Below are 13,229 nucleotides of genomic sequence, written 5' to 3'. Positions count from 1 at the left end.
TAAAGATGACTTGCCTGAGAGAGTTAACCACCGTCGATTGTGTTAATGAAAGAAAATGCACTGTTAGCGGGTCTGATCCAGACAAGCCTAAATGATGACAAAAATTAGAGAATAAAATATTGAACTCTTTCAATACATCGATCGAACAACTCTCTGACTCAGAGGGGCGTGCAGCACTACAGGGGATGCAACGCGGTATAGAACGCGAAGCATTAAGAATCAGTGAGTCAGGTCAGCTGGCGACAGATGCTCACCCTAGAGAACTAGGTGCCGCGCTCACTCATTCCAGGATAACGACAGATTATAGTGAGTCTTTGCTTGAATTTATCACTCCTGTTTTCAGTGATATCGATGACTTGCTGGAAGATCTGACCTATACCCACGCATTTACGGTGCAAAATCTTAATCAACAAGGTTTATGGCCTGTGAGTATGCCCTGTTATGTCGGTGATGTGAGCGAAATTCCCATTGCTCAATACGGCAATTCAAATTCAGGACAGATGAAACGCTTATATCGTAAGGGATTAACCTATCGATACGGCGCTCAGATGCAGATTATCTCCGGGGTTCATTTTAACTTCTCCGTATCTCAGCCGCTTTGGGACAAGTTGTACCTTTTAAGCGATCAGCAGAGTTCCAAAACCGATTTCATCTCTGAGTCCTACCTAGGACTTATACGTAATTATCGACGCATGGTTTGGGTGTTGCCTTATCTTTTTGGCGCTTCCCCAGCCCTGTGTAGCTCGTTCATTAAAGGCCAGCAGACAGACATCGAGTTTGAGAAGATGGGCAAGGGGACCTTGTATCTTCCCTATGCCACCTCATTGAGAATGAGTGACCTTGGTTATACCAATAAGGAGCAAGACAGCTTAAGCATCAGTTATGATTCTTTGGATCAGTTTCTGCAAGGGATGCAAAATGCCATCAACATGCCCTCGTCTAATTTTGAGAAAATTGGCGTTAAGGTCGATGGAGAATTTAGGCAGCTTAATGCCAATGTACTGCAGATAGAGAATGAATTTTATTCGCCAATCCGGGCTAAGCGAGTCACTCTCGATGGTGAAAAACCTTCGCAGGCACTGGCGCGAGCCGGAGTGGAATATATTGAAGTTCGAGCCCTGGATGTCAACCCATACAGCGCGATAGGCATAGAAGCATCTCAGGTACGCTTCTTAGACATGTTCCTTCTCTATTGTTTGTTAAGTGATTCCCCCTTATCGGGAGAGAATGAAGAAGCCGAAATATCCGCTAACTTGAACCGAGTCATTATGGAAGGGCGTAAGCCGGGTCTGGAATTAAGCAATAATGGACACGCTGTTCTCCTTACCGATTGGATGAAGCAGATGTTTTCATCTTTGACTTCGATTGCCAAACTATTGGATCAAGATGGTGAAAATCATTACCGTCAGGCATTAGATACCTGGTTAGCTGCGGTCAATGATCCTGATTTAACCCTTTCTGGAAGGGTCATGTCGCACTTGCTGGAGAGTCAAATTGATCATGGTTGCTGGGTCAAGAGCTTAGCCAAGCAGTACTATAAAGATTTGAGTGAATATGAACTACCAGAGCAAGTCATCACCCGATACAAACAGGCTGCGTTAGACTCCTTGTCTAAGCAAGCTAAGATGGAGGCCGAGTCTAGCCAAAGTTTTGAGGCTTTTCTGGAAGATTATTTCCGAGATGAAACATCGAACAAACCGGCACAACAGGTCGCTATCCCTTCATAGGTTGCAATACCATAGGCTAAATACTTTTTAGCCTATGGTTTGAGCTTATCTGTCGATATTTTAATGATGGCTTAGATAAAACTTTTCGTTGAGAGTGAAGATTTGAAACCATTACTCGTTCTACTTTCCATGTTTATGTTGCTTTCGGGCTGTGCCTCACAGCCCGATGATGGTCTTAGATGTGGTGTAGTCTCAGGTTATCTCGATCCAGATCAAAGCCAAGATTTCTATAGAGCCGTCGTGACTCATTTAGACGGCAAGCCTGTCATCTCTAAGCCAAACTATCGGATCTCGCCCGGTGAACATACCTTTACCTTTGCCGAGTTGATCAGTGCGCCATCTCTGAAAGTGAAGCTAGCTGCCAGGACGCCTAAAGACTTAGTGATCAGAGTCGAAGCTAACCGCAGGTATCATTTTGCGGCTAAATTTAATACAGGTAAACGCTATCGTGGCAATGACTCTGGGTTTTGGCAGCCGGTGATCTGGCTTGAAGAAGCGCATGAGTGTGAATTACCCGTGAAGTAACCTGTGACATAACGTTAATACTCGATACTTTTGAGCTTGGATAATTGCTTCTTTAACCTAAGGGTGTGACACTAACGTTTTGATTCGTTTCATGACTTAATTTAGCATTACACATGGTATCCGCACTTATGAAAGGCTTTTCGGTTTTAACAGCAGCTTTTTTGGCATTATTACTCTCAGGTTGCGCCACGGCTCCGCCGGAAAACCCTGAAAATTTATGCTCCATCTATCAGGAAAATCGCGACTGGTATAGCGCCGCACAGAAAACCCAAGAGAAGTGGGGTGTGCCTGTCCATGTCCCCTTGGCCATGATGTATCAGGAGAGCTCTTTTAAGCACAATGCTGCGCCGCCTATGGAGTACTTTCTCGGCTTCATTCCCATTGGACGCGCCAGTGATGCCTATGGCTATGCTCAGGCTAAGACCATGACCTGGGACGATTACGTCAGGGAGACGGGTAACTCCTGGTCAAGTCGGAGTAATTTCGACGATGCCATGGACTTTATGGGCTGGTTTATCTATAAAACTCATAAAATCAACGGAGTCTCTAAGTGGGATGCCAGAAATCAGTATCTGAATTACCACGAAGGTTGGGGTGGTTATAAGCGAAAGAGCTATAACCAGAAAGCCTGGTTGATCAAGGTTGCGGCTAAGGTCGATGCCAGATCCAGGCGCTACGCCGCACAATATAAGACCTGTAAAGAAGATCTCGACTCTTCCTGGTTATGGCGTCTCTTCTTCGCTTAGCAATAAATATTAGTCGGGTTGGGAAACCTCCTAGCCTGGCTCTGTAAATCCCTGTTGGTTCTGCCAAGATCTGACCTTATTCGCTCTGACACCTTTATTCCTTTATTGATAAACCGATATTATGACAAGAAAAATATTAACTTTGAATGTGAAAAGAAAAAAGGTCGCCAAACAAGTCGAGCAAGTGGCCAAGGTTGTACCTCACGTTGACCCACAAGAGCGTTTTATAAATGGCGTAGCCATCAATCCTCATCAGTGTATTCGCCTAGAATTAGGCTCTGAGCAACTTTCCACCCGAGCTATGGATCTGTTCACGCCAATAGGAATGGGGCAGCGAGGTTTAATTGTTGCTCCACCAGGCTCCGGAAAAACCACCCTGTTAAAACATATTTGTCAGTCGGTGGGGAAGGCTTATCCAGAAATAAAGCTTTATGCGTTACTCATTGATGAGCGTCCCGAAGAGGTGACGGATTTTAAGCGCAGCGTACCGGCACAAGTATACGCCTCATCCACGGATGAAAACTATGACCAACACGTTCGTGTAGCTAATGACCTTCTTAAAGTCGCTCGCCGGCAAGCAGGTGAAGGCTTTGATGTAATGATTGTCATTGATTCTCTGACAAGACTGACACGAGTACATAATGCCAATCAAAGGAGCAGCGGTCGTACCCTATCGGGCGGGCTTGACGCTAGAGCGATGGAAATACCACGAAAATTGTTTGGCGCAGCGAGAAAAATTGAGCATGGTGGCTCGCTTACCATTCTAGCAACCATACTGGTTGATACTGGTAGCAGAATGGATCAGGTGATATTTGAGGAGTTTAAAGGTACGGGTAATATGGAAGTCGTTTTATCGCGTGAGGCTGCAAATCAACGAATTTTTCCCGCGCTGGATATTGCTAAAAGCAGCACGCGTCGTGAGGAACTGCTGCTCAATTCGAAAGAGCTCGAAAAGGTAACCGTGTTGCGCAGGACGCTTACCGGTCTTAAACCTGTAGAGGGTGCTAGGAAACTTGTTGAGTTACTTGAGAAATACCCAACAAATGCTGAACTGTTGAATAGTTAGTTAGCTAAATTTATTCAATTAATAATTCAACCTCTATTTAACATACATATGGTATATAAAGCGCGTGCGTCTTTACTCAGCGCAACAAAGCATTGCAGCTCTTTTTATTAAATTTGGCTTTAAAGTAGAGTTCTATGGATTGGTGTTCTATAAAATAGAGTAGCTATTTAATTCATGCGTTTAAAATAAAACAAAACAAGGGGACATTTATGACCAACTGTTTTCATCTTGCCATTCCAGCGGGCGATTTAAATGTGGCTAAAAAGTTTTATTGCGATGTACTTGGCTGTAAGAGTGGCAATAGCGAGGAGGACCATTGGGTAGATATTGATTTTTGGGGCAACGAATTGACCTTACACCAAAGCGAAGAACGTTTGCCAAAAGTACGCCATGAAGTGGACATGGGTAGCGTCCTCGTTCCCCACTTTGGTATACATTTACCTGATGGGGCGTTTCAAGCCTTAAAAGAGCGTATTGAAACGGCTGGCATTGCCTATTTAGACAAGCCTTATCGTCGCTTTATAGACAGTAAATATGAACAGGAAACCTTTTTTATTGAAGACCCGAACGGCAATATTCTTGAAATGAAAACCATGGTTAATCCTAAAATATTGTTCAAAGTCGATTGAACATGACATTCATAATTGGCAAGTTATAAGGACTTAGCAGAGCCGAATTAGGGAGCGTTCATCCCATCATCCATTCTTATTCTAAGCAAGATCGTCAATGCCGAACACATCTAGATAAACTCCTCGATTTATCAATCCGCCCACTTATACCAATCGGTATAAGAAAGTGGCCAACTCAGAGTTATTTTTGACTGCATAATTCAAGGTGGATGAGTGAGGGAATGGTGATCCCTTTTGAACTCATTCAACACAGAAGTAGGCTGCCAAAAACACTCCTGAAAGGCGAGTTTTAGCACTTCCGATACGGCGTTAACGAACTTAAACGTAGAATAACTATGTTCCTCACTCGTTGCCTTGCCTCTGAAGCGCTAAACTCTTGCTGAGTGACCACACCTTTATACCGATTGGTATTACAGACCAAACGATACTCAAATAGTCTGTTATGAGTGAAATATCGACTATTTCCTTAAAAATAAAACATCATAAACCCCAAACAAGGGTTTGGTTATGTATGAAAAAATGACTTTAAATTGGGTATATAGGGTCTTGATTAAGCGCTATCTAGCCATCGATGACAGTTGGCAGCCCCTTGCTTACGTTTGCGGTCAAGATGTTCACAGTAGACAGTTAACTCTTGGGTGTTGCCCACGGGCTCTTTGAAAATCTTGGTAAACTCTGTGGTCAGCTTTATCCTGTTTTCTTGCGGGATATTAAGTCTATTTAAAATATTAGCCGACTCTTGACTCATAGAGCCTCGCTTGTCAGCTCTGACTATTCGCCCTGTATCATCAACAAGTTGCAGATAATCTTTAGCACTGAACATGAGTCCTTTAGGCATTGCTTTATGCTCGTTGCCGACAAAGGGCTGCAGTGATGTTGGCTGCTCACCTTGTATCGTTGCCTTGATACGCAGTTTAATGCTAGTGAAATTTGAAGTGTAGTAGCCATTTTAGCGCGGATAGCCTATCTCTTGGTGGAGAGTGGTGCACTTCTACTTTGAACAAGGGAGGCCATACAGGCAAGTGACAATCCTGGGTGTCTTGGTTATTTGGACATATTTTGCCGAACTGGCTTTTAGATAGGATATCATTCGAGTACAGCCCCTGTGGGCTCTACCAAATCAAACAACGTCCTTGTTTAACGGCCAGTTCGGCATCCCTGCCTTTCGTTCGGAGAGTATAACTTCGTGATACCTCACCCTTTTTGGGAAGCCCGCAGCTGCATCTATACTGACTGATTTACAAGAAAGTGGCCTTTTTATAGATTAAATCTATTGGTATTCGCCTGAGTCTAATTATCCTTCACAGCTGGCGATTAGATTGTTAACCGCTTTTGATATCAGGTCTTTTTTCATCTGAGTGCGTGCAACAGGCTGTTTAAACCAGAAGCTCATCGGCTGCTCAAAGCCAATACCGTGCATATAATTGTAGATCGCCATACGAAGCCCGACCCCAAGCATTTCATGATCCGTGCCGGTTGGATCGGTGAAGTCCACATCGTTTTCAGCGAATAAGATCTCAGGGCGCTCGGCAAGCGTGATGCCAAACTTCTCAGGGTTCATGCCTATAGGACTGTGAACCGTGGCCACAAAACGGTGCCAGTAGGCGGACTGGAAACAACCTTGCTCCATCATCTGACGCACCATTTCCAGCGAATCGATGGTTTCTTGCTCGGTTTGTGTTGGAAAGCCATACATCAAATAGGCGTGAACTAATATACCTGCTTCACTGAAGGCTTTGGTTACGTGGCCGACCCGCTCAACACTCACGCCTTTTTTCATCAGTTTCAATAGACGATCTGATGCCACCTCAAGACCGCCGCTAACAGCTATACAACCAGAATCCGCCAGCAACTGGCAACGGGCTTGGCTAAACGTCCTCTCAAAACGGATATTGCCCCACCAGCTGATCACTACACCGCGTTCAATTAGCCGTTTTGCTAGCGCAAACAACGTCTTTGGCGGTAGGGCTTCATCGACGAAATGGAAACCTGTCTGTCCGGTTTCTTCGATGAGTTGTTCGATTCTATCCACCAGAATATCGGCTCCAGCGGTGTCGTAGCGGTCGATATAGTCCAGACTGACATCGCAAAAGCTGCATTTACGCCAATAACAACCATGAGCTATGGTCAGTTTATTCCAGCGTCCATCGCTCCAAATGCGGTGCATCGGATTGAGCATTTCACACAAAGACAGGTATTCCCCCAATGGCAGGCCATCGTATATCGGTGCACCGACATCGGTTTGTGGGATATCGTGGAGCTGCGCATTTTCATTGAAGTGTACGTATGCTTGGCCATTTTCATCCTCTGCGAGGAAAAAGGTGCGCATCAGGGAGTCTATCTCACGTTGTCCTTCAAAGTATTCCAGCAGCGTGATAAAAGGACGTTCGCCGTCGTCGAGACAGATAAAATCGACAAACTCAAATACTCGAGGGTCCTTCAGTGCGCGCAGCTCGGTATTGATAAAACCACCGCCCATTACGATGGGAATATCAGGATTGATGGCTTTACAAGTTTGCGCAATACGTAAGGCTCCTAGCATATTTCCGGGGAAAGGCACGGTTAACGCGACTACGCTAGGCTGAGTTTCTTCCAGATACTGCTCGACCAATTGTTCCAAAATTTCCGAGCTGAAACTAGGTTCGCCCATCAAGGTATCGTAGAGGTTGTCAAAGCTTGGGTTGGCTGCCGCTAATTTCTCGCCATAACGGCTCACTTCAAAGTAGGGATCAACCCCCTGAGTAATGACCTGAGACAGATCATTAATAAACAGGGTTGCTAGATATTTGGCTTTATCTTGTACGCCTAGATTACCAAAGGCCGCTTGCATCACATCGCCGGATACCGCTTCCATCTGAGCAATAGTGTCAAACGCCGGGCCTTCTGGTAAAAAACGACGGGAGTTAATACGCAGTGCAAGGCTTGGATCTTTGCCCTGCAAAAAGCGAATAGCAAGCTCAACTGTCTGGTGGTAACGGTCAAACTCAGCCAGAAAACTAAAGATCACATCAGGCAGCTCATTGTCTTCAAAGTGCTCGAAGTTTTCTTCCACATGCTGACGAATAATCTCCAGCGCAGGCGCTGTCATCATTTCTAGGAAAAGCTCAATAGCAGGATCTCGCTGAACCGCCTCATAGCCTCGAGAGCGTAAAAAACCAGTTAAATACGCTGTTGCCGGGTAGGGCGTATTCAGTTGGGTCATAGGTGGAGTCATTAGAAGAACGGTCATAACCTGCCTTTAAATCGTAAAATCTGAATACTCTGTGTGAAAATGAACGGTTCGAAACAGTCAGTACGAAACCTTCAGAATCAAGCAGAGTGTGGCAGCAAGCCCCTATGTCAGGATTGTTGCCATAAAAATTAGGGGGATTCTAACAAATGAACGATACCCATTCTACTTCAAAGTGCAGGTTTCAGAGCAGTCTGAGCGGATTCAACTACATTGGATTATTTACTTCTTCGTTTGGAGTTTTATGTGTATAAAATGGATATTGAAATTGACTCAACTAGTAGTTCGGCTGCAATTTCAATATGACTTGGGTCTTTAATATTGTCATAAATTTCAACATGGCAATTAGATTTAAAGAATTTACAAACTTGTAATTGAACTAAAAAAAGTTCATCTTTATTTAAATTTGATAGAGAGTTCGGTACACCTTTTATACCATTATTGTGTCTTTGAGCTATTATGATACTCGCAACTAATGATGCTTGCTGTTCACTAAGGGCGTGAATTTTGCAATCAGAATAGACTCTAGCAGCCATTAAGCTGGTAATTATTGACATGAATACACCTCAATTAGATATGTTTAATAGGGAATGTGAAAATTTATGCATAGGTATCACTAAATTTAATTTAGATTGGGTTACATTTACTTAGGCTGTTGTTTTTTATGCGTATAAGTAAACATCTTCTATAACTATTGTGGGATGCGTGTGAATAACTCTATATAAAACTATTGAACGTCATAAGCTTGCTTGAAACCTATTACTCCAGCTAAATTACTTTTTCTTAGTTTAGATAGGAAGATATTTAAATAGTACTTAACCATATATTTATCTTGTATGGATAAATAATCGTAAATAAAAGGGTCAGTTACAACCTTGAAATGTCTACTCATATAGTCAGGAGCATCAGACTTTATTTTTTCGACATTGCTCATCATCTCTCTTACACAAAGTCTTGCAAGTAATGAATTCTTATTTTTAAAAATCCTGAACATGTGGCTTGATGAACACACGCCAAGATGTACCTCTGCCATACTAATATTTAACGCGCCGTATTTTTTTATAAGTTCTTCAGCTCTATCTAACAGTTCTGTTTCTATCTTCATCGTTACGTCCTAATTATTGAAAGTGTTACCGTTAAATTAAATCTACCCTGAAGATTATTTCTAACCCATAGGTTTAATCTATGTGTTTGCTCTAACAGACTTTTATTTGATTGGTCAAGATGGAATGTTGCAGCATTCTTATAAATTGACTTTATGTGAAGTGTATTCTTTTTAAGTTACTTTCTTATATTTATTTCCTTACGTTTAGCTATTATGCTGTACTAACTTTAGGATGATGATTAGCAAGTTATAATGCTATCTATTATTGTATATATATTCTGTTATTTATTGGTTATTGGTTATTGGTTATTGGTTATTTAGTTTGAAAAGTTTTTTACCTAGAGTTTCCTTAAAGTAGCGGCCTGAACGATAACCGAGTTCATAATCACTTTCCAGTGAATGCTTACTACTGCCAATTAATTTAGAGCGTAGGTCATTTTTGGGGTAGATCTCATAAATAGTTACATCACTTGGTGGAGAGTTTAGAAAGGATTGAGTTCGCCGATAATTCTCTTCATGTTCAAGTAGCAAACTAATTAAATTTGAAAGCTTACTCCTCCCGAGTGATTTAGTTAGGATTGACATCCAGCAATGATTGAACTTAGTTGTGATCGGAACAGTACGGATCACAACAATATCCTTATACCCGCGCTTATAGGCCTCTTGAACTGGAATAGGTGCACCTAAACCCCCATCTATCCAATACTGTTTTTGGTTTAAAACTGGCTGTTTTCGTAATGCAGGAATTGAACATGATGCCTGTAAAGATGTTTGCCAATTATCATCGTATAGATCAAAATAAAATGGCCTATGAGTATCTACATGGCTAGCGCAAGCAAGCACTGTACATGAGCGCATTCTTTCACGAGCCTGCAGCCAATTCAGAGGTATTTTTGTTTGCATCTCTTTTAATAACCAGTCTAGATCTAAACCTTCTTTACCTGATAAAAATCTAGTTAAATCAAAAAAATGATTAGTAGTGGTCGCTTTAGTGATTACATCATAAGCATGCTTACTTTGACCGCACAGATATGACGCCAAATTAAGTGAACCTGCTGATGTTCCTATCATTAACGAAAAGGGGCAAAACTTTGCCTCCAAGAACGCATCTAGAACCCCCGCAGTAAAAATACCACGTTGCCCTCCCCCTTCAGTCACTAATGCTACTTTTTGAGAGTGTACTGGTAAGTGAGATAGTGCATCCACGTTATTAACTGCGCATGATATATGTTTCCCTTTCATTTTTAGCCTTTTACTTACTGTATCAAAGGCATAAATAGTATACTTGTACCAACATTATAAATATTTGAATTAATTTATACTTTAATTAAATTTTATTTATGCTAATTATGAATTGACTATATATCAAGGCAGGGTGAGAGCATGCTTTGAATGATTTTCAACCAAAGAATAGCTGAGTAATAAATAAGGACAGACATGGTTAATGGCACGCTCTGTAAGATAACTAAAACACCCAAAATTGTCAGAGCCAGCTCCCTTAACTAAGCTTAGGTAAGAGTTTTTGAGGAGGATTGGTTATGCCGACACCAAGGAAAGCATTAGTAAGTTTGGAACTCTCTATTTAAGAGTCGGTCCATTTAATCACTGTATATCTCGTTGTGTTAGAAAGGTTTTTCTGTGTGGAGTCGATCATTATACAGGTCAATCCTATGAGCATAGGCGTGATTGGGTTGAAAGTCGATTGTTAGAATTGGCTTCAGTGTTCGCTATCGATATTTGTGCTTATGCCGTAATGAGTAATCATCTGCATCTCGTACTACGGGTCGATGATGAATTGGTTCGAAACTGGTCTGATAGGGATGTGGTGGCTCAATGGCAAAAGCTTTTCAAAGGCGATAGCCTTAATCATGACTTTGTTGAAGGTGAACCACTTGAGTCCTATCAACAGGTTATCATCAATAAACGGGCAAAAGAGTATTGACTAAGACTAATGGATATCTCGTGGTTTATGCGAGCATTGAACGAGCCTATCGCCCGTAAAGCTAATACTGAGGACAATTGTAAAGGCCGATTTTGGGAAGGAAGATTCAAGTCTCAAGCACTGCTAGATGAAACTGCAGTATTGGCCTGTATGGCCTACGTAGACCTCAATCCTATTCGAGCCAAAATAGCCAAGACACCAGATACTTCTGATTTTACCAGTATTAAAAAACGCATCCAAGCAGCCATGAAAGGTGAGCAACCTACATCACTGCTACCCTTTATGGGAAATGAGAATAAAGATATGCCAAAAGGCTTGATATTTGATACCAAAGACTATTTACAACTCCTTGATGATACAGGACGCATCATTAGAGATGATAAGCGTGGAGCGATTAGCCAACGCTCAAAACAATTGAGTTTACTAAACTATTTAAAGGTCCCGTTGGGACGCTTCAAGAACTTGATGCATATTGTGAACATTTAGAGGGTAAACGAAGGCAAGGTGCAGCCAACTGCCACCGATGGCTAGATAGTGCATAACAACAGCTACAAATTACGATAGAAATACCACTAACCGGACTGCTGTTTGGTTTTCTTTGTATTTGCATTTCAACGAAATAGCCAATACTTTACAGATGATTGTTTAATGAGTGAGAAGACATTGCTTCATTGAAACCGATACTAAAGTTTTCAATGAAGTCACCTCATGATGAGACATTGCAACTAAATTTAAATAAGAATGGATGTCTTAGTTATTCTGTCCACATCTCTAACAGCGCAACTTACTCAACAAGGCATCAAACACAACCCCGCGAACATAGTCCAAATAGGGAAGAATGCAGACGGTAAAATAATGTTTCTTGAATCTGGTAATTCGGGCGCAGGGTTGCAACACATGGTGCAGAGACACGGAGCCGACTTTGCCAATCGTGGTATAAGTCAATCTCAAATCCCTCAAGCTGTCATGGCTGCGGTAACCAGAGGTAAGGTTGTGGGCTATCAAGGTAAGGGAACTGGAAGACCAATATATGAAGTTGGCTTTGGCGGTCAAACCCATAGAATGGCAGTAACGACAGGAAGTAATGGGTTTATTGTTGGGACTAATCCTAAGAAAAAAGACGGGAGAAAAAAGACGGGACAGCCATATCTTTTGTGCTTTAGCTCATCCCCTCTACTAACCTTTAAGTTACCTCAACTTAGTTTTGTTCAGGATAACGATTATGACTTCAGCTCGAAGAATCCTTATCGATGCAGAATCGACTCCGTTTTATCACATAATAAATCGTTGTGTTAGAAGGGCTTTTTTGTGCGGAGAGGATAAACTCACAGCTAAAAGCTATGAGCATAGACGCGGCTGGATTGTCGATAAAGTTAAGGCTCTATCTGCTATTTTTTGTATTGATGTTTGTGCCTATGCGGTGATGAATAATCACTATCATTTAGTCCTTAAAATCGATACCGACAAAGCCAAGTCATTGAGTAACCGTCAGGTTATTAGTCGATGGTGTAAGGTGACAAAAGGGCATGATGTAGCGACTAAATTTATGAATGGAGAGACCTTAATCGAGGGGGAGCGTTTACTACTTGATGGGTTATTGGCTGAGTGGCACGAACGTCTATCCAGTATCTCTTGGTTTATGAGGTGCCTCAATGAAGAGATAGCGCGTAGGGCCAATCGTGAGGATGGATGTAAAGGGGCTTTCTGGGAGGGGCGCTTTAAGTCACAAGCTTTACTTGATGAGCAAGCACTATTAGCCTGCATGATGTATGTTGATTTAAATCCTATTAGAGCGGGAATTGCCAACACACTTCAAGCTTCTGATTATACGTCTATTCAGGAGCGCATTAACGAGCTCAATACACCAGATAAAGACACTAAACCAAATGATGAATCAGAACTAATCTCGAGTGAGCGACTCAAACCCCTTGCCCAATTTGATGGTGCAGCTCATTTAGCGACTCAATCAGGCGTCCCATTTCATTTCTGTGATTATTTACAACTTATCGATTGGACTGGCAGAGCAATTAGGCCAGACAAAAGAGGTTTCATCGACTCAAGTCGCCCTAAATTACTTGATGAACTTGGTATATCATCCGATGCCTGGATAACCTCAGCAAAAGAGTTTCGCCGCCAATACAGTGGTATTAGTGGTCGTTGGGATGCTATGTGTGCTTTCAAAAAGCAACATAACTGTGGGCTATGGTGTAAAGGTAAAGCCAGCAGTAATGCACTTCACCCCTCGCCTTAGTCGTATATA

10 protein-coding genes and 2 pseudogenes are annotated in these 13,229 nt (G+C 42.2%); 7 read left to right on the top strand and 5 right to left on the bottom strand.

Features of this window, described 5'->3' with window-relative positions; all coding sequences use genetic code 11:
- Positions 1–119: 119 nt before the first annotated feature.
- The 5 genes from gshA (at position 120) to FS373_RS08095 (ending at position 4,693) form a co-directional block, all read left to right on the top strand.
- Positions 120–1,727 (top strand): glutamate--cysteine ligase, encoded by a 1,608-nt coding sequence (gene gshA / locus FS373_RS08115; protein ID WP_144045514.1) that lies wholly within the window; start codon positions 120–122, stop codon positions 1,725–1,727.
- A 129-nt stretch (positions 1,728–1,856) separates the two neighbouring features.
- Positions 1,857–2,252 (top strand): hypothetical protein, encoded by a 396-nt coding sequence (locus FS373_RS08110; RefSeq protein WP_407695654.1) that lies wholly within the window; start codon positions 1,857–1,859, stop codon positions 2,250–2,252.
- A gap of 128 nt (positions 2,253–2,380) precedes the next feature.
- The gene (locus tag FS373_RS08105; protein ID WP_144048880.1) at positions 2,381–2,998 is read left to right on the top strand and encodes a hypothetical protein; all 618 of its coding nucleotides are present in this window, start codon (positions 2,381–2,383) and stop codon (positions 2,996–2,998) included.
- Between the two features lie 121 nt (positions 2,999–3,119).
- The gene (gene rho / locus FS373_RS08100; protein WP_144045516.1) at positions 3,120–4,064 is read left to right on the top strand and encodes a transcription termination factor Rho; all 945 of its coding nucleotides are present in this window, start codon (positions 3,120–3,122) and stop codon (positions 4,062–4,064) included.
- 209 nt (positions 4,065–4,273) lie between these two features.
- The gene (locus FS373_RS08095; RefSeq protein ID WP_144045517.1) at positions 4,274–4,693 is read left to right on the top strand and encodes a VOC family protein; all 420 of its coding nucleotides are present in this window, start codon (positions 4,274–4,276) and stop codon (positions 4,691–4,693) included.
- A gap of 550 nt (positions 4,694–5,243) precedes the next feature.
- Here the strand turns inward: FS373_RS08095 and FS373_RS08085 are convergent.
- The 5 genes and pseudogenes from FS373_RS08085 to FS373_RS08065 form a co-directional block, all read right to left on the bottom strand.
- Positions 5,244–5,630, bottom strand: a pseudogene (locus tag FS373_RS08085) (hypothetical protein); the annotation flags it as partial.
- A gap of 357 nt (positions 5,631–5,987) precedes the next feature.
- Positions 5,988–7,922 carry a B12-binding domain-containing radical SAM protein gene (locus FS373_RS08080; RefSeq protein ID WP_152829236.1) on the bottom strand — a complete coding sequence of 645 codons (1,935 nt, stop codon included), beginning with the start codon at positions 7,920–7,922 and terminating at the stop codon, positions 5,988–5,990.
- A 242-nt stretch (positions 7,923–8,164) separates the two neighbouring features.
- Complete coding sequence (locus FS373_RS08075) at positions 8,165–8,479, bottom strand: hypothetical protein (protein WP_144045518.1); 315 nt, start codon at positions 8,477–8,479, stop codon at positions 8,165–8,167.
- Positions 8,480–8,649: 170 nt separating this feature from the next.
- The gene (locus FS373_RS08070) at positions 8,650–9,027 is read right to left on the bottom strand and encodes a helix-turn-helix transcriptional regulator (protein WP_144045519.1); all 378 of its coding nucleotides are present in this window, start codon (positions 9,025–9,027) and stop codon (positions 8,650–8,652) included.
- Between the two features lie 306 nt (positions 9,028–9,333).
- On the bottom strand, positions 9,334–10,269 hold the full coding sequence (locus FS373_RS08065; RefSeq protein WP_144045520.1) for a patatin-like phospholipase family protein: 936 nt from the start codon (positions 10,267–10,269) through the stop codon (positions 9,334–9,336).
- 296 nt (positions 10,270–10,565) lie between these two features.
- Here FS373_RS08065 and FS373_RS31870 point away from each other — a divergent pair.
- Positions 10,566–11,511, top strand: a pseudogene (locus FS373_RS31870) (transposase).
- 680 nt (positions 11,512–12,191) lie between these two features.
- Complete coding sequence (locus FS373_RS08045) at positions 12,192–13,220, top strand: transposase (RefSeq protein WP_144045522.1); 1,029 nt, start codon at positions 12,192–12,194, stop codon at positions 13,218–13,220.
- Positions 13,221–13,229: the final 9 nt, after the last annotated feature.

Source organism: Shewanella sp. YLB-07, from assembly GCF_009377275.1.
Note: the sequence above shows the minus strand (reverse complement) of the source record. Positions and strands in the feature narration are given on the sequence as shown.